The organism is Kitasatospora sp. NPDC032121 (assembly GCF_055580145.1).
On record NZ_JBVILX010000001.1, the window covers coordinates 673,339 to 693,522 of the forward strand.

A 20,184-nucleotide genomic window follows, 5' to 3' on the forward strand; every position below is an offset into this window, starting at 1 on the left:
CCCGGACCACCACTCACACGTTCACGCGTCTACTTTAGCCCCCTCGAACAGCTGGCGACCCAGCCCCGAGAGTCGCGCCGCGGCGGCCTCGCGGACCTCCGGCGCCTCCAGCGGGTCGTCCTGGAGGCGGCCGAGGCGGGCCCGCACGGCGGGCCGGTCGGGGGCGTGGCGGACGGCGAGGAGCCGGGCCCGCGGTTCGCAGTCGTCCAGCGACTCGACGTACACCTCGGGCATGCCCGCGGCCCCCATCGCCGCCAGCGCCTCCAGGTAGGCGGGGCGCTCGGACGAGTGCGGGGTCGAGAGCCAGAAGCGGCGCAGCAGGGAGACGGCGTCGGCGGCCCGCGGGCCGAAGCAGGCGAGGTCGCGGGCGAGGGCGGCGGGGCCGCACCAGGTCCGCGCCACCCAGCACCGCTCCAGCTCGGCGACCAGGGCCGGTATGTCGCGCTCGTCGCCGGGGCCCGCCGACGGGTACGCGTCGCCGCGGTCCGGGCAGGCGTCCTTCGGGTGGCGGTGCGGGATCGGGCCGTCCGGCGCCGGGGCGGGGTCCGGCAGTGCCGCCCGGGCCTGCGCCGAGCCGCCGAGCGCGAGCAGTTCCAGGACCCGGGTGGCCCGGTGCCGGGTGCCCTCGTCGCCGGACAGGAGCTCCACCACCGGCGCGAGCGGCAGCCCCAAGTCCCGGATCAGACGGGCGAGGTAGCGGTCCCGGTCGTCGGCCGTCGGGTCCCACCGCCAATCCCAGCGGATGCAGCCGTACACCAGCTCGGCGACCGACGGGCCGTCCTCGGCGGCGATCAGCGCGCCCTGGCCGCGGCCGCGCTGCAGGAGCCCGGGCAGGGTGGTCGTCGGCGCGTAGTGGTCGGTGTGCATGGGGTCCATCGTGCCGCAGCCCCCGAGCCGCGCCCCTCGCCCGGCCCCCGAGCCGCGCCCCTCGCCCGGCCCCCGCGCGGGGCACCCGCCCGCCCGCCGGCCCGCTCCCGCCCGGGCCGGCCGGCGCTCACCGCCGTACGGCCCGCAGCCATCCCGCGAGTCCGAGGCAGAGCAGGCACGCCCCCGCCAGCACCACCGGTATCACCACCGGCCCGCCGGACCCGCCGAGCGCCCCCACCACCGCCGGTACGACGGCGTTGCCGAGCATGCAGCAGAGCGTCAGCACCGAGGTCGCCTGCTGCGGCACCTCCGCCACGCCCGAGACCCAGGCGATCAGCGTCGGCAGCACCGGCGCCAGCGCCAGCCCGGCCAGCGGGTAGGCCGCCACCGCGAGGTGCGGCACGGCGGCCAGCGCCAGCGCGCCGAACGCGGCCGCCAGGTAGGCCGGCAGCGCGGTGCGGCCCGGCACCCGCCGGGTCAGCTGCGGGATCACCAGGCGGCCGACGGCCAGCCCGGCCCAGAACCCCGAGGCCGCGGTGGTCGCCGCCTGGGTGCTCCAGCCCTCGCGGACCAGCTGGGTCGACTGCCAGGCGCCGATGCTGGTCTCCAGGCCCGCGTACACCAGGCCGACCAGCAGGAACGGCAGGAACGCCACGACGACCCCGCCCCGCCGTCCACCGGCCCCGCCGCGGTCGTCGGCTCCGGTCCGGGGCGCCGCGGCGAGCACCGCCCCGGCCCGCCCGACCAGGAAGCACGGCAGCGAGCACACCGCCGCCGCCAGCGCCAGCAGCCGGATGTCGGTTCGGCCCAGGGCCCCGGCGGCCAGCGGCCCCAGCATCGCGCCGATCCCGAACACCGCGTTCAGCCGGTTGACCATCACCACGCTGTTGCCCGCGAAGCCGCGCGCGAACGCCGTGTTGAGGGTGAGCGCCAGTCCGCCGTAGCCGACGCCGGCCACCGCCGCGCAGCCGAGGTAGCCGACCCAGCCGGGGCTGGCCGCCATCCCGGCCGCGCCCGCCGCGAAGACGGCGAGCAGGAGGGGCGGCGCCGCCCTGACGTTCAGCCGCCGCCCGAGCAGACCGATGCCGACGGTCGCGGCGAGCGCGCCGAGGTTGTAGGCGGAGACCACCCGTCCCACCTCGTGCTCGGCGCCGAAACGTTCCCGCAGGAAGGGCAGCGAGGCTCCGAGCGAGGCGGTGAGCACTCCCAGGACGAGGAAGACGCCGAACGCCGAGACGGCCGCCGACCTGGCCATCACCGGCGCGTCCGCCGCCCCGGACGCCACCCCCGACGCCACCCCCGCCGGCACGCCCGCCATCGCATCCGCCGGAGCGCCCGCCGACACGTCCGCCGCCGCCCGCCCCGGCTCAGCCACCGTGCGGCCCGGCCGTCAGCACCACCGCCACCAGCCCGTCCGGGTCGGTCAGCACGAGCGGCCCCGCGTCACCGCCGTGGTCCACCACCAGCGCGGTGAAGTCCGGCACCGCGACCACCGCGCCCGCCGCCACCAGGGCCGGCCCGCCGATGCCGACGCACACCGCCCCCGCGTCGACCGCCGAGCGGACCCCGCTGACCGAGTCCTCGAAGACCAGCGTGCGCTGCGGCCGGATCCCGAGCCCCCGGCAGGCCGCCAGGTACGGGTCCGGGTGCGGCTTGCCCCGCTCGACGTCGTCCCGGGTGACGCGCACCCGGAAGACGTCGAGCAGGCCGAGCCCGCCGAGCGCGTTCTCGATCTTCCGCGGCCAGCTGCTGGTGGCCAGGCCCACCGGCACGCCCGCCCGCCGGAGCCGGGTGGCCAGCCCGTCGGCCCCGGGGATCACCGGGTACGGGGCCTCCTCCTCGACGGTGTCCACCTCGGCCCAGATCGCCTTCCGGGCGGCGTCCGAGTGGTCCGGGAAGATCAACCGGACCGTCTGGTCGCCGGTCCGCCCGTGGACGTACTCCTCCAGCTCCGGGTCCGTCAGCACCCGGCCGTGGCGCCGAGCCACCGACCGCCACGCCTCCTCGATCACCGGCCTGGAGTCGATCAGGACCCCGTCCATGTCGAAGACGACGGCCTCGACCTCGTACCGGGTTCCGGCTTGCGGCTGCATCGGTCTCCTCACTCGGCGCTCGCGCCATACGGTCTGACGATGGTTCACACTCTCCCGGCCGACGGGCCGGACGGTCAATTGGACTAGACCTCACTTCGCAGCCTGGCCCCTCGCCCGCCCGGCCCGCTCCCGGGATCGGGCCCGGTCAGGCCGACTGCCGCGCCATGAAGCCCTCGGCGGAGTCCTTCCAGACCAGGTACACGTCGTCCACCAGCAGCAGGTCGACCACCTCGTCGAGCACCGGGTCGAGCGCGTCGCGGTGCGAGCCGACGATCGGCTCCTCGTGCTTGTTGAACGAGGTGTTCACCAGCGCGGCCTGCCCGCTGCGCTCGTACCAGGCCATCAGCAGACCGTGCAGGAACGGGTCGTCCTGGGCCCGGACGATCTGCGGCCGGGCGGTGTTGTCGACGTGCACCACCGCCGGGCAGGCCTTGGCGAAGGTCTCGTGGCAGTCGTAGGTGATCGTCATGAACAGCGCCGAGGGCTGCTCGGGGTCCCAGCCCACGTAGCAGTCGGCCGCCAGGTCCTCGGCGGTGATCGGCGCGAAGGGCATGAACTCGGTACGGTTCAGGCGCTTGTTGAGCCAGTCGTTCATCGTCACGTCGGCGGTGCCGTAGATGACGCTGCGCCGCCCGAGCGCGCGCGGGCCGAACTCCATCCGGCCGCGGTAGGTGCCGATGACCTGGTCCGCCTCCAGCGCGGCGAGCAGCACCTCGCGCATGTCCTCGCCGATCCGCCGGTAGCGCAGCTCGGGGTAGTCGTGCAGGATCTCCTCCAGCCGGCCCTCGGAGATCGCCGCGTCCGGCCCGAGCGCCATCGAGGGCACCCGCGGGCGCTCGCCGGTCTCCCGGTGGGCCACCACCACGGCGGCCTGCAGCGGCAGCCCGCCGTCACCCATCGGCGGCAGCACGTAGATGTTCCGCACGCCCGGGGTCTCGAAGATCCGCTGGTTCAGCTTGACGTTGGCGAAGACCCCGCCGGACAGGCAGACGTTGCCGCTGGGCACCCGGCCGATGTGCCGCGCCACCACCGCGGTCAGCAGGTTCTCCACGTGCCGCTGGGCCGCCGCCGCGACATCGGCCGGCTCGTGGGTCGCGATCTCGCGCAGCAGCTCGTCGGAGTAGCCGTCGTAGGACGGCTGGTACCAGTCGCCGCAGCGGGCGCGGATCGAGCCGTCCTCCTCGACGTCGATCATCCGCCGCATCAGCGGGAGGAGCTTGTCCGGGTCGCCGTTGGCGGCCAGGCCGGTGATCTTGCCCTCGTGACGGTTGGGGCGGAAGCCGAGCAGCTTGGTGATCCGGCCGTAGAAGTAGCCGAGGCTGTCGATCGAGGTCTCGCGCTGGAGCACCTCCTCGCCGCCGGGGTGGTAGTGGGTGACGGTCAGGGACTGGAAGTCCCCGCGGCCGTCGCAGGTGACCACGAGCGCCTCGTCGAACGGCGAGCACAGGAAGGCACCGAGCCCGTGGGACTCGTGGTGGTCGACGTGAACCACCTTGGCGCGCAGCCCGTTGTCCTCTATGAAGGCGTCGAACTCGGCGCGCTTCGCGCGGTCGTTGCGAATTTCGTCGGATATCCGCTTACGGAGGTGCGGAAGCGCCTCGGGGCGCTGCAGGGCCTCCTCCGAAATGCGGTCCACATAGAGCAGCAGGTGCTTTTCGGCGTCGAATCCCGCCTGCCATCCGTAGGCCACCCGGTCGACCTCGGAAAGGGTGACCCCGGCCTCCTTCAGAACGTACTCGATGGATCGCTCCGGCCAGGCGTTGTGGTCCTTGACCCGGGTGAACCGCTCCTCGCTGACGGCCGCGAGGACAGTCCCGTCCTGAACCAGACAGGCGCCGGCCAGGTCGTTGTTGGTAATTCCGAGAACAAGCATGTGCCGCTCCAAGCTGGGTTCGCGGGAAATGGCCCGAGGTAGGACTCGAAGGCATTTCCACGGATTCGTCAGGCAAGTGAGGGTTGGAGTGCACACCGATGCTATGAAGGCAATTCACGGGAGATCAACAACGCCCTGGGAATTCCGGCCGTCCGGACGGGCCCGCCGACCGTTACGCCGGGGCGGCCGCACGGTGAACGATCACACCCGGTCCGGCCATCAGTGCTGGCCGGGCGGCGCGGGACGCCCGAGAGGTCTGGACCACTCGGGCCTCGATCACGGTCCGTAGCTGTCCGGAAACAGTCCTTCCGGCCCGGCGCCGGCTCTCGGTCACGGCGCCGGGTTCCGTCTCGACGTCGGTTCCCGGTCACGGCGCCGGGTTCCGGCCCGGCGCCGGTTCTCGGTCACGGCGCCGGCTCCCGGCCGAGGCGTCAGTCGTCCAGCTCCGCCAGGAAGTCCAGCGACGCCGCCCAGGCGCGCTCGGCCGCCTCCTCGTCCCAGTCCGGCAGCTCCGGGTCGGTGAACAGGTGTCCGGCGCCCCGGTAGCGGTGCACCTCCACCTCGGCCCCGGCCCGCCGCATCCGCAGGTACCAGGCGTTCAGCCAGTCCTCCGGCTCGAACGGGTCCGGCTCCGCGATGTGCAGCTGCACCGGGATCTCGGTGGCCGCGTCCTCCCGCAGGTCCGAGGTGCCGTGCAGGAGCAGCAGTCCGCGCGCCTTCTCGTCGGCCAGCGCCAGGTTCTGCGCCACCGCGCCGCCGAGCGAGAAGCCGGCGTACACCAGCCCGCCCTCGGACACCGGCGCGGCCGCCGTCACCGCCCGCCGCAGCAGCTCGTCGCGGCCGCCGAGCTCCTCCTGGAACTCCTGCGCCTCCTCGACGGAATCGAAGGTCCGCCCGTCGAACAGGTCCGGCGTGTGCACGGTGTGCCCGGCGGCGCGCAGCCGGGCGGCGGCGGCGTGCACGGCCGGGCGCAGTCCGTAGGCGGAGTGGAAGAGGATGATCTGGGCCACGGTCAGGGTCCTTCACCAGGGAGGTCAGCTACCCACCCATGATCGCGCATCCCCCGCCGGGCCCCGCGAACGCACGTCCGGCCGGGGCCCGGCGGTCGTTCAGGACACCACGTCCTTGCGCGCGAAGCCGCGGAACGCCAGCGCCAGCAGCACCACCGCGTACGAGAGCGACAGCGAGACGCCCTGCACCATGCCACCCCACTCCAGCTGCGGCTGCAGGGCGTCCGCCCAGGAGTACTGCCAGTGCGCCGGCAGCCACTCCCGCAGGTCGCCCAGCGCGGTGACGGCGTCCAGCACCCCGGTGATGATGGAGGCGAACACGGCGCCGCCGACCGCACCCAGCGGCGCGTCCGTCGCCGTGGAGAGCCAGAACGCGAGCGCGGCGATCACGATCTCGCCGAGGAACACGAAGGCCACCGCGATGGCGATCCGGGGCAGCACCTGTCCGGCCGGCAGGCTGACCCCGGCGGGCAGCTTGAGGTCTCCCCAGCCGTACGCCGCCGTGCCGACGACCAGTCCGATCGCGGGCAGCATCGCCACCGCCACCGCGGAGAACGCCAGCCCGACCGCGAACTTGCGGGCCAGCAGCCGGGCCCGGGGCACCGGCGCGGCCAGCAGGTAGCGCAGCGAGGACCAGCTGGCCTCGGAGGCGACGGTGTCCCCGCAGAACAGCGCGACCGGGATCACCAGCATGAAGCCGGTGCCGACGAACAGCATGGTGACCGCGAAGTTGGCCCCCGAGGCGGTGGCCAGCTCGATGAAGGTGGTGCGGCCCGGGCGGCCGGGGGTACCGCCGATCTGGAACGCGGCCAGGATGACGAACGGCATGGCGGCCAGCACCCCACCGATCACCATGGTGCGGCGCCGGCGCAGTTGCCGCATCGCCTCCACCCGCAGCGGCAGCGTCCGGCTCGCCCGGTACCCCTCGGCGTGGTCCGCCGACCCGACACGGTCCATCGATCCGGCACGGTCCTTCGACTCGGCGCGGTCCTCGGGAACGACGCTCACGCTCCACCTCCGATCAACGACAGGAACGCGTCCTCCAGCCGCCGCTGCGGCCCGGCGCTCTCCACCGGCACCTCCAGCCGCACCAGTTCGGCCAGCAGCGCGCCGGCCGCCAGTCCGTCCAGGCGCACCAGCAGCCCGCCCTCGACGGCCTCCACCGAGCCGACCCCGGCCAGCGCGCCCACCTTCTCGACCACCGGCACCGGGTCGTACGGCCCGGCGATGCCGATCATCAGCAGCTCGCCGGCGCCCACGATGTCCGCGACCGGGCCGGCCGTGACCAGCTGCCCGCGGTCCATCACCACCAGGTCCGTACAGCTCTGCTCGACCTCGGACAGCAGGTGGCTGGAGACGATCACGGTCCGCCCGCCGGCCGCGTACCGGATCATCACCTCGCGCATCTCGCGGATCTGCGGCGGGTCCAACCCGTTGGTCGGCTCGTCCAGGATCAGCAGGTCCGGCATCCCGAGCATCGCCTGGGCGATCGCCAGCCGCTGCCGCATGCCCTGCGAGTACGTGCGCACCGCGCGGTCCAGCGCCTCGCCGAGCCCGGCGATGGCCAGCGCCTCGTCGAAGCGCGCGTCGGCCTCCGGCCGTCCGGTCGCCTGCCAGTAGAGCCGCAGGTTGGCCCGCCCGGTGAGGTGCGGCAGGAAGCCCGCGCCCTCCACGAACGCCCCGACCCGCGACAGCACCGGCGCGCCGGGCCGCACCAGGTGCCCGAAGATCCGGATCTCCCCGGCGTCCGGCCGGATCAGCCCCATCAGCATCCGCAGCGTGGTGGTCTTGCCCGCGCCGTTCGGCCCGAGCAGCCCGAGCACCTGCCCCTGCTCCACCCGGAAGCTCAACTCCCGCACGGCGTAACGATCCTGGGCACCCTTGTAGCGCTTGCTCAGCCCGTTGATCCACAGCGGCACCGCGGCCAGCTCCGGATCGAGGGCGGGGCCGGTGGCGGTCCGCCGGCGCCGCAGCCGCGGCGCCAGTACCAGGGCCGCGGCCACCAGCACGGCGATCACCGGCAGCACCCAGGTGCGCGCGGGCAGCGGCGCCGCCTCGGTGACGAGCTCCTCGACGGTCGGCACGGTGAGCGCCCCGGCCGGCGCCACCCGGTAGGTGGCCGGCTCGACCGGCGAGGCGTACGCGAGGTCGGTGCTCGCCAGCACCAGCCGCACCCGGTGCCCGGCCGGGAAGGTGTGGTCCACGGTCGGCAGCGCCACCGTGACGGTCTGTCCGGCGTCGGCGCCGGTGACCCGCAGCGGGGCGGCGAGCTGCTGCGGCAGCACCGCCTTGCCGTCCGGCCCGACGTCGTACAGCTTCGCGAACAGCACGGCGTCCGGCCGGTCCGCCGTCACCCGCACCGGGACGGTCGGCTGCCCGGTCAGGTGCAGCGGCGAGTCCAGCGGCGCCGAGTCGAAGGCGGCGTTCTGCCCGGGGAAGTCCAGTGAGAGCCCGGCGCCCAGCGAGGCCGCCTGGCTGAGTGCGCCGACGCCCGGCAGCGTCGAGATCCCGGGCGGCGCGCCGCCGGGCGGGTTGGCGAGGGTCCGCTCGCCGCCCGCCAGCTCGACGGTCCGCGAGCCGGTGCCGCCGAGCCCCGGGTACCGGTCGGCGGTGGCCCCGCGCAGCACGGCCTGGAAGCCGGTCGAGTCGAGCCCGCCGGTGCGGGTGACCCGGAACGCGGCGCCGGTGTCGTTGCCCCGCCCCTTCAGATGGTGGTCGAACCAGGCCGTCACCCGGTCGTCGACCCTTGCGCTGGTGTCCGTCCCCCCGTCGTGGCCGCCGGCGAACCAGTCCACCGCCACCGGTGCGCCGTTGGCGGCCACCGCCCGGGCGATGCGGTCCCCCTGGTCCAGCGGGAACAGCGAGTCCTGCTGCCCCTGCACCACCAGCGTGGGCGCCTTGAGCTGCGCCGCCACCGAGGACGGGCTGGAACGCTCCAGCAGCGCGACGGCCTCCGGATCGGCGTGCCCGGCGGTGGCGACCCGGTCGTACATCCGGCAGAGCGACTCCAGGAACCGCCCGCAGCCGACCGGCCCGTCCGTCTTCGGCTCCGCGCCGCCGCTCTCCCGCGGCGCCTCGCCGGAGGGCCCGAGGTCCCCGGCCGCGCCGGTGGTGAAGAAGATCCCGGCCCACAGCTTCTTGAACACACCGTCAGCCGCGCCCGAGCCCTGCACACCCTGCGGGAACAGCGCGTCGGCCAGGTTCCACCAGGTGATCTGGGTGGCCACCGCGTCGATCCGGTGGTCGTACGCGGAGGCCAGCAGAGACACCGCCCCGCCGTACGAGGCGCCGGTGATGCCGACCTTCGGGTCGCCGGGCGCGTCCAGCCGCACCTCGGGCCGCTGGGCAAGCCAGTCCACCAGGTGCCTGACGTCCTCGACCTCGCGGTCCGGCGCGTTCAGCCCGATCCGGCCGCCCGAGCGCCCGAAGCCGCGCGCCGACCAGGTCAGCACCGCGTACCCCTGCCGGGCCAGCTGCTCGGCGCGCTCGCGCTGACCCTCCTTGGAACCGCCGAAGCCGTGCGCCAGCAGCACCGCCGGGCGCGGGCCGCCGCCCTCGGTGGTGAAGAACGAGGTGTCCAGCTGGACCTGCTCGGCGCTGCCGGGGGTCTCCGGCATGCCGAGGAAACGGTCCTCCCGATGGACCGTCTGCTCACCGCCGGACGCCACCGTCGCGGTACCCGCCGCGGCCACCGCCACCAGGGCCACCGCCCCGGCCAGCAGCCTGCGTCTGACCGCTGTTCCCCGGGCGCGCCAACGACGCCATGCCCCACCGAACTCCATGGGCGCTGATCGTATCGGCCATCCGGGTAGGCGTCCGATAAGGCCACCACACCATTTCGCCCGTTTCACCCCACTGCGCCCGAGTATCGTACGGCCCATGCCCTGGCTGCTGATCTCGCTCCTCGCCACCGTCGCCGCCACCCTGGCGGTCGGCTGGATCGTCGACCAGGCCCTCCAGCGGACCGCCGCCCGCCACCCCTCGGCCCCGGTCTGGCCACTGCTCCGCAGATGCCGGATCCCGCTCCAACTCACCGTGGCATCAGCCCTGTTGCTCGCCAACAAGCCGCTCCAGCGGATCCTCCGCACGGCGGGCGACGACGGCGCGCACCACCTGCTCCTGCTGCTCCTGATCGCCTCGCTGGGCTGGCTCACCGTCCGCGTGGTGGCCGCCGCCCTGGAGGCCCTGCTCAGCCGCTACGAGACCCGCGTCGACGACCCGGCCCGGATCCAGCGGGTGCGCACCCAGATCAGCATGCTGCGCAGCGTGGTCAGCGCGCTGATCGTCGTGGTCACGGTGGCCGTGATGCTGCTGACCTTCTCCGCCATGCGCACCGTCGGCGCCAGCCTGCTCGCCTCGGCCGGCCTCATCGGCATCGTGGCCGGCATCGCCGCCCAGAGCACCCTGGGCAACTTCTTCGCCGGCCTCCAGATCGCCTTCAGCGACACCGTCCGGATCGGCGACACCGTGGTGGTGGACGGCCAGCAGGGCACCGTCGAGGAGATCACCCTCACCTACCTGGTGGTCCGGCTCTGGGACTACCGCCGGCTGGTCGTCCCGGTCTCGTACTTCGTCAACAAGCCCTTCGAGAACTGGACCCGCCGCGACCCCGGCCTACTGGCCGCCGTCCTGCTCCACCTCGACCACACCACCCCGGTGGACGAGCTGCGCACCACCCTGCGCGCCCGCCTCGACCGGCACCCGCTCTGGGACGGCGCCGAGTGGGCCCTCCAGGTCACGGACACCACGCCCAGCACCATCGTCGTCCGCGCCACCATGACCGCCCGCACCCCCGACGACGCCGCCCAGCTCCGCTTCGACATCCGCGAACAGCTCATCGCCCACCTGCGCGACGAACACCCCCACGCCCTCCCCCGCCTGCGCACCACCGACACCTGACCCGAGAAACGCAGCTCCCCGCGCCCCGTCAGGGGCGCGGGGAGCTGCGCGGAGCGGAAGGCGACCACCGGAAACCCACCCCCGGAGGTCCAGCCCCACCCGCCTCGATCGCCTCAGAGCACCCGCGTCATCGTCCGATGCGCGATCCCCGCGTCGTCGTACACCGGCCCCTCCGCCACGTACCCCAGCCGCTCGTAGAACCCGAGCGCCTGCACCTGGGCGTGCAGTTCGACCTCCGCACCCCCGTGCTCGGCCCCCGCGGCCTCGACCGCCCGCACGAGCTCCGCGCCCAGCCCCGCCCCCCGGGCCGCCGCGACGACCGCGAGACGCCCCAGCAGCACCCGCCCGTCGACACCGCCCGTCAGCTTCCGCGCCGGCTCACCGTGGATCAGCCGCGCCGTCCCCAGCGCGGCCCCGTCCGCCCCGACGGCCAGCAGGTGCACCGAGGTCGCGTCGTACTCGTCGTACTCCAGCTCCTCCGGCACGTTCTGCTCGACGACGAAGACCTCGTGCCGGACGGCGCGCACCAGCTCCAGGTCCGCTTCCCCCACGGCGACCCGGATCGCGGCGGCCGTCACCTCAGCTCTCCGCCGCGATGATGTCCAGCGCCTTCCGCAGGTCCTCCGGGTACTCGCTGGAGAACTCGACCCACTGCCCGTCCGACGGGTGCTCGAAGCCGAGCGACACCGCGTGCAGCCACTGCCGGGTCAGCCCGAGCCGCTTGGCCAGCGTCGGGTCGGCGCCGTACGTCAGGTCGCCCACGCAGGGGTGGCGCAGCGCGGACATGTGGACGCGGATCTGGTGGGTGCGTCCGGTCTCCAGCTTGATCGCCAGCAGCGACGCGGCCCGGTACGCCTCGATCAGGTCGTAGTGGGTGACGGACGGCTTGCCGTCCCGGGTGACGGCCCACTTCCAGTCCGAGCTGGGGTGCCGCCCGATCGGCGCGTCCACCGTCCCGCTCATCGGGTCCGGGTGGCCCTGCACCAGCGTGTGGTAGCGCTTCTCGGTGATCCGGTCGTGGAACTGCCGCTTGAGGTCGGTGTAGGCGCGCTCGGACTTGGCGACCACCATCAGCCCCGAGGTGCCGACGTCCAGCCGGTGCACGATGCCCTGGCGCTCGGCGGCGCCCGAGGTGGAGATCCGGTACCCGGCCGCGGCCAGTCCGCCGATCACGGTGGGACCGCTCCAGCCCGGGCTGGGGTGCGCGGCGACGCCGACCGGCTTGTCCACCAGCACGATGTCCTCGTCGTCGTGGACGATCCGCATGCCCTCGACGTGCTCGGCGACGACCTGCACGGGGGCGGCCGGGGCGGGGATCTCGACCTCCAGCCAGGAACCGGCGGTGACCCGGTCCGACTTGCCGGCCACGGCGCCGTCGAGCGTGACCTTGCCGTCGGCGGCCAGCTCGGCGGCCTTGGTCCGGGAGAAGCCGAACATCCGGGCCAGGGCGGCGTCGAGGCGCTCACCCTCCAGGCCGTCGGGTACGGGGAGGCTTCGGTTCTGCGCTGCGGTACTCACCCGTACGAGTATGCCGGAAACGCGACCCGCCCCCGCCCGCCGGTGGCCCGGCCCACTTCTCGGCCTGCTCCGTCTTCTCGGCCTTCTCCGCCGGCTGGTGGACGGTCCCGTCCGGGTTGCTGCCCCGGAAGGAGAGCAGGACCACCAGGATCCCGCCGCAGACGATCGCCGAGTCCGCGAGGTTGAACACCGCGAAGTGCTGGACGGAGATGAAGTCCACCACGTGCCCGCGGAACACGCCGGGCGCGCGGAACAGCCGGTCGGTGAGGTTGCCGAGCGCCCCGCCGAGCAGCAACCCGAGCGCGATCGCCCAAGGCAGGCTGTACAGCCGGCGGGCGATCCGCCAGATCACCACGATGACGGCGGAGGCGATCATCGTGAAGACGACGGTCAGCGCCTGCCCCATCCCGAAGGCCGCGCCCGAGTTGCGGATCACCTGGAAGGTGACGACGTCCCCGATCACCTTGATCGCCGCGTGGTTCTCCAGTCGGGCGACGACCAGCAGCTTACTGCCGAGGTCGATCAGGAAGGCGAGTACGGCGACGACCAGCAGCACGCCGACCCGGCGCGGCCCCTTGGGCTTCTCGGCCGTGGCGGCGTCCGCGGACGCCCCGGTCGGCTCGGTCACGGGCACCTCCACGGCATCGGCGGGGGACGGGACGGCGTCGTCCCGGGTCTGGGGGGAACCTTGCGTACTGATGATCCGCTCCGCTGCCGATGGAGTTCCCCCGGTCCGCTGGAGGGGGAGGGTGGTGGGCCCGTGCCGGCCTGCCCGCGTTCACGAACGCGTCAGGCGACGTTATTCAGGCGACGTTACGGGGTCGAGCGTACGGCAAGCCCGACCCCCCGCGTCGCTCCGGTCGCCCGGTTCAGCGGCGTTCCTGCTTGGCCTTGCACTGCACGCAGAGCGTCGCCCTGGGGAAGGCCTGCATCCGGGCCTTGCCGATGGCCTGGCCGCAGGACTCGCAGGTGCCGAAGCCGACGCCCTCCAGCCGCTCCAGCGCGCGCTCGGTCTGGGCCAGGCTGTCCCGCGCGTTGTTGGCGAGCGCCAGCTCGCTCTCCCGCGAGATGTTCTTCGTACCGGCGTCCACCTGGTCGTCGCCGGCCCCGTCGTTGGAGTCGCGCATCAGGCCGGAGATGGCCGTCTCGGCGGCGTCGATCTCGTTCCGGAGCCGGTCCAGCTCGCTGATCAGCTCGTCGTGCAGCTCGTGGACCTCCTCGGTGGTCCACGGGTCCTCGCCGGGCCGGACCGGCAGCGTGGCCGGGTCCACCGACTCGGCGCCGCGCGACGCGGTGACGGTGTCGGTGCTGCTCTTCGGTGCGGTAGTGGTCACGGTCCCCTCCCCTGGGTCGACCGCCACGGCCTTGCGTGCCCGCTTGGTGGCGGTACCCGCGCCGGTTCCCTTCTCAGCCATGGCTTTCGACCCCATCTACGAACGAATCGAGCCGCCGGTTCCCGGCGGCTCCCAGTGCCGGAACGATAATCCCGATCAAAACCGGTCACAACATGACATACCGGCGCCTCATAACGTTCCCACCCAGGCAGCCGCCCCAATCGTCACGCCCCGTGTGCTCAGAGATTTGTGCCCAGATCGACTCCGGCTAACCTCCGTCGCCGCACGCCCTCGCAGTGCTCCGGGAGTGCCCCGGAAGTGCTCCCAGAGCGCCCCGGGGAGCGCTCCCACCCGCCCGCCGGAAACGGTTTGGACAAACCGACTCACCCGGCCGATACACTGGCCGTGCAAGGCGCAGATGGGACGAGTACCGACGTACGCAGCCACCAGCGACCCGGGGACGGTGTGAGCCCGGGGGTGTGCACGGCGGGAAGATCACCCCGGAGCCGCCGGAAGAACGGCCGCCGCGATCACCGCGGTGGCCCACTAGACCCGGCAGCAAGCCCAAACAAGAGGGCCGCGAACGCAGCACCGCGGCCAAGGAGGGTGGTACCGCGGGGCGGCAGGTCCGTCTCGTCCCTCCGGAGGATCCAGTCCCAGCATCCGCCGGAGGTAGACGCCCGCGATGAGCTCCTACAACCCCGTTCCCGCGCAGGTGGATCTGCCTGCCCTGGAGCACCAGATCCTGTCCTTCTGGCAGGACAACAAGATCTTCCAGCGCAGCCTGGAGCAGTCCGAGGGCCGCCCCGAGTGGGTGTTCTACGAGGGCCCGCCCACCGCCAACGGCATGCCCGGCGCCCACCACATCGAGGCCCGCGTCTTCAAGGACGTCTTCCCGCGCTACCGGACCATGAAGGGCTACCACGTCGCCCGCAAGGCCGGCTGGGACTGCCACGGCCTGCCGGTCGAGCTCGCCGTCGAGAAGGAGCTGGGCTTCTCCGGCAAGCAGGACATCGAGGCGTACGGCATCGCCGAGTTCAACGCCAGGTGCCGCGAGTCGGTGACCCGCCACACCGACGCCTTCACCGAGCTGACCACCCGCATGGGGTACTGGGTCGACCTCGACGAGGCCTACCGGACGATGGACCCGTCGTACGTCCAGTCCGTCTGGTGGTCGCTCAAGCAGATCTTCGACAAGGGCCTGCTGGTCCAGGACCACCGGGTCGCCCCCTGGTGCCCGCGCTGCGGCACCGGCCTCTCGGACCACGAGCTGGCCCAGGGCTACGAGACCGTGGTCGACCCCTCGGTCTTCGTCCGCTTCCCGCTGACCAGCGGCCCGCTGGCCGGCCAGGCCGCCCTGCTGGTCTGGACCACCACCCCGTGGACCCTGGTCTCCAACACCGCCGCCGCCGTCCACCCGGAGGTCACCTACGTGGTGGCCACCGACGGCACCGAGAAGCTCGTCGTCGCCGAGCCGCTGGTCGCCAAGGCGCTCGGCGAGGGCTGGGAGACCACCGGCGAGTCCTTCACCGGCGCGGAGATGGAGCGCTGGAACTACAGCCGCCCCTTCGACCTGGTCGAGATCGAGAACGCCCACTACGTCCTCACCGCCGACTACGTCACCACCGAGGACGGCACCGGCATCGTCCACCAGTCCCCCGCCTTCGGCGCGGACGACCTCGCGACCTGCCGCCGCTACGGCCTGCCGGTGGTCAACCCGGTGCTCGGCGACGGCACCTTCGCCCCCGAGGTCCCGCTGGTCGGCGGCCAGTTCTTCAAGAAGGCCGACGAGGCCCTGGTCGCGGACCTCAAGGAGCGCGGCCTGCTCTTCCGCCACCTGCCGTACGAGCACAGCTACCCGCACTGCTGGCGCTGCCACACCGCGCTGCTCTACTACGCGCAGCCGTCCTGGTACATCCGGACCACCGCCGTCAAGGACGCGATGATCCGCGAGAACGAGGCCACCAACTGGTTCCCTGAGACGGTCAAGCACGGCCGCTTCGGCGACTGGCTGAACAACAACATCGACTGGGCGCTCAGCCGCAACCGCTACTGGGGCACCCCGCTGCCGATCTGGCGCTGCGAGGAGGGCCACCTCACCTGCGTCGGCTCGCTGGCCGAGCTGTCCGAGCTCACCGGCACCGACCAGAGCGGCCTCGACCCGCACCGCCCGTACATCGACGCGGTGACCTTCGCCTGCCGCGACTGCGGCGGCACCGCCACCCGCGTGCCCGAGGTCATCGACGCCTGGTACGACTCGGGCTCGATGCCCTTCGCCCAGTACGGCTACCCGTACCAGAACAAGGAGCTGTTCGAGAAGCGCTACCCGGCGCAGTTCATCTCCGAGGCGATCGACCAGACCCGCGGCTGGTTCTACACGCTGATGGCCGTCGGCACCCTGGTGTTCGACAAGAGCAGCTACGAGAACGTCGTCTGCCTGGGCCACATCCTGGCCGAGGACGGCCGCAAGATGTCCAAGCACCTGGGCAACATCCTCCAGCCGATCCCGCTGATGGACCAGCACGGCGCCGACGCCGTCCGCTGGTTCATGGCGGCCGGCGGCTCGCCCTGGTCGGCCCGCCGGGTCGGCCACGGCACCATCCAGGAGGTGGTCCGCAAGACCCTCCTCACCTACTGGAACACCGTCGCCTTCCAGGCCCTGTACGCCCGCACCGCGAACTGGGCGCCCTCGGCGAACGACCCGGCCCCGGCCGACCGTCCGCAGCTGGACCGCTGGGTGCTCTCCGAGCTGAACACCCTGGTCCGCGAGGTCGACGCCGCCTTCGAGGCGTACGACACCCAGCGTGCCGGCAAGCTGCTCTCCGGCTTCGTCGACGACCTGTCCAACTGGTACGTCCGCCGCGGCCGCCGCCGCTTCTGGCAGGGCGACGCCGCCGCGCTCGCCACCCTGCACGAGGCCCTGGAGACGGTCACCCGCCTGATGGCCCCGCTCACCCCGTTCATCACCGAGCGGGTCTGGCAGGACCTGGTCGTTCCGGTCGCCCCGGACGCCCCGGCCTCGGTGCACCTGGCGAGCTGGCCGACCGCCGACGAGTCGCTGATCGACACCGAGCTCTCCCGGCACATGGCGCTGGTCCGCCGCCTGGTCGAGCTGGGCCGGGCCACCCGCGCCGAGTCCGGCGTGAAGACCCGTCAGCCGCTCTCCCGCGCGCTGGTCGCCGCCCAGGGCTGGGAGGAGCTACCCGCCGACCTGCGCGCGCAGATCGCCGAGGAGCTCAACGTCTCCACCCTGGAGTCGCTGGCCGAGGTCGGCGGTTCCCTGGTCGACACCAGTGCCAAGGCCAACTTCCGCGCGCTGGGCAAGCGCTTCGGCAAGGGCGTCCAGGACGTCGCCAAGGCGGTCGCCGCCACCGACGCCGCCCGCCTGGCCGCCGAACTGCGCGCCAACGGCGAGACCTCGGTCGAGCTGGACGGCGAGACGGTCACCCTCTCCCCGGACGAGGTGATCATCACCGAGACCCCGCGCGAGGGCTGGGCCGTCGCCAACGAGTCCGGCGCCACGGTCGCGCTCGACCTGGCCATCACCCCGGAGCTCAAGCGCCTCGGCATCGCCCGCGACGCCATCCGCCAGATCCAGGAGGCCCGCAAGAACTCCGGCCTGGACGTCGCCGACCGGATCGTCCTGCGCTGGCGCGCCACCTCGGAGGAGACCGCCGAGGCCGTCGCCGAGCACGGCCCCCTCGTCGCCGAGGAGGTCCTGGCCACGGACTTCGCCGCCGGTGCGGCGGACTGGGAGTCCGAGACCTTCACCGACGAGTCCCTCGGCCTGGCCTTCCAGCTCCGCAAGGCCTGACGCCCCACCACGGAGCCGCCGTCACCTCCGGGGTGACGGCGGCTTCGCCGTACCCACCCACACCACACGCTCCCCCCAACTCCCGCACGCCCCCTCCGAGTTCCCCACGCCCGCGCCCCGTACCAACGAGCGCGCCCCCACCTCCTCGCGCACGCCCCCAGGCACGCCAAAGGGCGCCCCCTCCCCGACCCGTGGGTCGGAAAGGGGGCGCCCTCAGAAGGCCCTGCTACAACCTCAGTTGTCGCCGTCCTCGTCGATCAGGAAGCCCCGCATCGGCGCCGGAGCCTGCTGCATCGGCTGCGGCGGCTGCGGACGGACGGCCGCCATCGGCTGGGTCATCCCGGCCGGCTGCATCTGCGGAGCACCGCTGTTGCCACCGGTCGACTGACCGCCGAAGCTCGGCGCGGAGGAGCCGCCACCGAAGGAGCTGTTCCCACCGAAGGACGGCGAGTTGCCCCCGAAGGACGGCTGGTTGCCACCGAAGCTCGGCGCGCCGCTGCTCATCGCACCGGCACCGGCCGGAGCCATCGACGAGGCCGCCGGCGGCAGCGACGCGGTGGCGGGGATCCGCGGCGGAGCGAGCGAGTCGTCGGCCTGCGACTCCAGCTGGCGCAGCTGGGTCTCCAGGTACGACTTCAGACGCGTGCGGTACTCACGCTCGAACGCCCGCAGGTCCTCGACCTTGCGCTCCAGCGTGGCCCGCGCCGACTCCAGCGAACCCATCGCGACGCGGTGCTTCTCCTGCGCGTCCCGCTCCAGCGCGTCGGCCTTGGCACGGGCGTCGCGCTCCAGGCCCTCGGCCCGGCTGCGCGCCTCGCCGACGATCTTGTTGGCCTCGGAACGGGCCTCCGAGATCGCCTGGTCGGCGGTCTGCTGAGCGAGCGCCAGCACGCGGGCGGCGCTGTCGCCACCGGGACCCTGCTGCTGCATCGGGGCGCCCATCGGGCCGCCCATCTGCTGCGGGCCGCCCATGGGGCCACCCATCGGCTGCATCTGCTGCTGGCCCATGCCCTGGCCCATCGGGTTGCCCATCTGCTGCGGGCCACCGGGGCCGCCCATGGGCTGGAGCATCTGACCGCCCATCGGCTGGACCAGCTGCTGCTGGCCGCCCATGGTCTGGTTCATCTGCTGCTGCGGGCCGCCGGCAGCGGGAAGCTGCGGGGCGGAGCCGGCGGGCAGGCCGAGGGGCTGGTTGCCCATCTGCTGCTGGGGGCCGCCGGGGCCCATCTGCTGGGGACCACCCGGACCCATCTGCTGCGGACCACCGGGGCCCATCTGCTGGGGGCCGCCCGGACCCTGCTGGCCGGGGACCGGCGGGCCGGATATGGCGGCGGGCACCGGAGCGCCGCCCTGTCGGGGGGCGTCCTGCTGCGGCTCCTTGCGCAGGTTGGCCTGGTTCTGCGCGGCGGCACGAGTCGCGGCGGCCAGCTTGGCGCGCAGGTCCTCGTTCTCCCGGAGGAGGCGGGTCAGCTCCGCCTCGACCTCGTCGAGGAAGGCATCGACCTCGTCCTCGTCATAGCCTTCACGCAGGCGGACGGTCGTGAACTGCTTGTTCCGAACGTCCTCGGGGGTCAATGGCATCTCTTCACCTCAACGTGATCGTCGGCACACCGGCATCCTGTCGCATCGCTCACCTACGACTAGGGGTGCACAAGCGAGATCAGGACATACACAATGATCATCAGTACGAAGAAGGACAGGTCGAGCGCCACGCCCCCGAAACGCAACGGCGGAATGAGCCGCCGAAGAAGCTTGAGCGGCGGATCCGTGACAGTGTACGTGGCCTCCAGGACCAGGACCATGGCCTTGCCGGGCCGCCACGAACGCGCGAACTGGAAGACCCAGTCCATGACCAGTCGTACGAGCAGGAACACCAGGAAGACGGTCAGGGCGTAGTAGAGCACCGCCCACACGATGTCCATCGCGTTTCCCTCTCCCCGGTCCCGATCCCTCGGGCCTGCCGCTCGTCACCTGTCGCTAACCCACTGTTGATCAGATCCACACGTAAAGTCGTGGCCGGGTCAGCTCTGGTTGAAGAACCCACCCTCGGCGATCCGAGCCTTGTCCTCCGCCGTGACATCGACGTTAGCAGGCGACAGCAGGAACACCTTCTGTGTCACGCGCTCGATACTGCCGTGCAGACCGAAGACGAGTCCAGCGGCGAAGTCTACGAGTCGCTTCGCGTCGGTGTCGTCCATCTCGGTCAGATTCATGATCACAGGGGTCCCGCCGCGGAACTGTTCCCCGATGGTACGGGCCTCGTTGTAGGTTCGGGGGTGCAGCGTGGTGATGCGGTAGGGCTCTCGTTCGTTCACGACCTTGGGCATGATCACCGGTGCGCTCTTCTCCAGGTTGTGGCGGCGTTCGGGTGTGATGGACGACACGGGGGCCATCCTCGGGGTCTCCTGCCGGATCGGCACCGCCGCGGGCACCGGCTGCGGGGTGATCGAGGAGACCGGGGCGGGCGCGGCGGCCGCGGGGGCCGGAGCCGGCCGGGGGATGTCCTCGGTCCGCTGGCCCGTCCGGATCGGTTCGGGATCCGCGTCGTAGTCGTCGTCGGGGTCGTACCCCTGGCCGTCGTACGTCTCGTCCTCCACGAGGCCGAGGTAGACCGCCATCTTGCGCATTGCGCCGGCCATGCTCCTGTCTCCTCCGCTCATAGCCGCCTCGCTGACGCTCGGCGGCAGCTTCGCGACGCGCGCACCTTCTGACGGTCGCCCGCTTCGCTCGCTCCGTGCGGACCGGCGCTCCGTCCCGGCAGCCCGGGCTCGTGACG

At 72.8% G+C, this 20,184-nt stretch carries 15 protein-coding genes and 1 pseudogene; 2 read left to right on the plus strand and 14 right to left on the minus strand.

Annotated elements, in window-relative coordinates:
- Nucleotides 1–21 precede the first annotated feature (21 nt).
- The 7 genes from ACZ5OX_RS03100 to ACZ5OX_RS03130 all read right to left on the minus strand — a co-directional run bounded on the left by ACZ5OX_RS03100 (nt 22) and on the right by ACZ5OX_RS03130 (nt 9,625).
- Entirely contained in the window at nt 22–867 is an 846-nt protein-coding gene (locus tag ACZ5OX_RS03100) for a hypothetical protein (RefSeq protein WP_465628481.1), read from the minus strand.
- A 127-nt stretch (nt 868–994) separates the two neighbouring features.
- Nucleotides 995–2,122 (minus strand): MFS transporter, encoded by a 1,128-nt coding sequence (locus ACZ5OX_RS03105; protein WP_465628483.1) that lies wholly within the window; start codon nt 2,120–2,122, stop codon nt 995–997.
- Nucleotides 2,123–2,234: 112 nt separating this feature from the next.
- The gene (locus ACZ5OX_RS03110; protein ID WP_465628485.1) at nt 2,235–2,960 is read right to left on the minus strand and encodes an HAD family hydrolase; all 726 of its coding nucleotides are present in this window, start codon (nt 2,958–2,960) and stop codon (nt 2,235–2,237) included.
- 145 nt (nt 2,961–3,105) lie between these two features.
- The gene (locus ACZ5OX_RS03115; protein WP_465628488.1) at nt 3,106–4,833 is read right to left on the minus strand and encodes a carbamoyltransferase family protein; all 1,728 of its coding nucleotides are present in this window, start codon (nt 4,831–4,833) and stop codon (nt 3,106–3,108) included.
- Nucleotides 4,834–5,264: 431 nt separating this feature from the next.
- Nucleotides 5,265–5,843: a dienelactone hydrolase family protein gene (locus tag ACZ5OX_RS03120; protein ID WP_465628490.1), complete on the minus strand. Its 579-nt coding sequence runs from the start codon at nt 5,841–5,843 to the stop codon at nt 5,265–5,267.
- A gap of 99 nt (nt 5,844–5,942) precedes the next feature.
- A complete protein-coding gene (locus tag ACZ5OX_RS03125; protein ID WP_465628887.1) occupies nt 5,943–6,800 on the minus strand; it encodes an ABC transporter permease in 858 nt (285 codons plus the stop codon).
- Nucleotides 6,801–6,847: 47 nt separating this feature from the next.
- A complete protein-coding gene (locus ACZ5OX_RS03130) occupies nt 6,848–9,625 on the minus strand; it encodes an alpha/beta fold hydrolase (protein ID WP_465628492.1) in 2,778 nt (925 codons plus the stop codon).
- A 97-nt stretch (nt 9,626–9,722) separates the two neighbouring features.
- Between ACZ5OX_RS03130 and ACZ5OX_RS03135 the strand changes: the two genes are divergently transcribed.
- Nucleotides 9,723–10,742, plus strand: coding sequence for a mechanosensitive ion channel family protein (locus tag ACZ5OX_RS03135; protein WP_465628494.1), 1,020 nt, complete (start codon nt 9,723–9,725; stop codon nt 10,740–10,742).
- A 113-nt stretch (nt 10,743–10,855) separates the two neighbouring features.
- On the opposite strand, the gene ACZ5OX_RS03140 is transcribed toward ACZ5OX_RS03135, so the two are convergent.
- From ACZ5OX_RS03140 to ACZ5OX_RS03155, 4 genes and pseudogenes are all read right to left on the minus strand, one after another.
- A complete protein-coding gene (locus tag ACZ5OX_RS03140) occupies nt 10,856–11,320 on the minus strand; it encodes a GNAT family N-acetyltransferase (RefSeq protein WP_465628495.1) in 465 nt (154 codons plus the stop codon).
- A gap of 1 nt (nt 11,321) precedes the next feature.
- Nucleotides 11,322–12,260, minus strand: coding sequence for an RluA family pseudouridine synthase (locus ACZ5OX_RS03145; RefSeq protein WP_449789832.1), 939 nt, complete (start codon nt 12,258–12,260; stop codon nt 11,322–11,324).
- Between the two features lie 94 nt (nt 12,261–12,354).
- Nucleotides 12,355–12,963 (minus strand): annotated as a pseudogene (gene lspA, locus ACZ5OX_RS03150) (signal peptidase II); the annotation flags it as partial.
- Nucleotides 12,964–13,129: 166 nt separating this feature from the next.
- Entirely contained in the window at nt 13,130–13,594 is a 465-nt protein-coding gene (locus ACZ5OX_RS03155) for a TraR/DksA family transcriptional regulator (protein ID WP_402405290.1), read from the minus strand.
- A 685-nt stretch (nt 13,595–14,279) separates the two neighbouring features.
- Here ACZ5OX_RS03155 and ileS point away from each other — a divergent pair.
- A complete protein-coding gene (ileS, locus tag ACZ5OX_RS03160) occupies nt 14,280–17,408 on the plus strand; it encodes an isoleucine--tRNA ligase (protein ID WP_465628497.1) in 3,129 nt (1,042 codons plus the stop codon).
- A gap of 234 nt (nt 17,409–17,642) precedes the next feature.
- Here ileS and ACZ5OX_RS03165 read toward each other — a convergent pair whose 3' ends face one another.
- From ACZ5OX_RS03165 to ACZ5OX_RS03175, 3 genes are all read right to left on the minus strand, one after another.
- Nucleotides 17,643–18,989 (minus strand): DivIVA domain-containing protein, encoded by a 1,347-nt coding sequence (locus ACZ5OX_RS03165; RefSeq protein ID WP_449789836.1) that lies wholly within the window; start codon nt 18,987–18,989, stop codon nt 17,643–17,645.
- 59 nt (nt 18,990–19,048) lie between these two features.
- Nucleotides 19,049–19,330, minus strand: a complete 282-nt coding sequence (locus tag ACZ5OX_RS03170) for a YggT family protein (protein ID WP_030060143.1) — start codon at nt 19,328–19,330, stop codon at nt 19,049–19,051.
- A gap of 99 nt (nt 19,331–19,429) precedes the next feature.
- Nucleotides 19,430–20,047, minus strand: coding sequence for a cell division protein SepF (locus ACZ5OX_RS03175; protein WP_224276937.1), 618 nt, complete (start codon nt 20,045–20,047; stop codon nt 19,430–19,432).
- Nucleotides 20,048–20,184 lie beyond the last annotated feature (137 nt).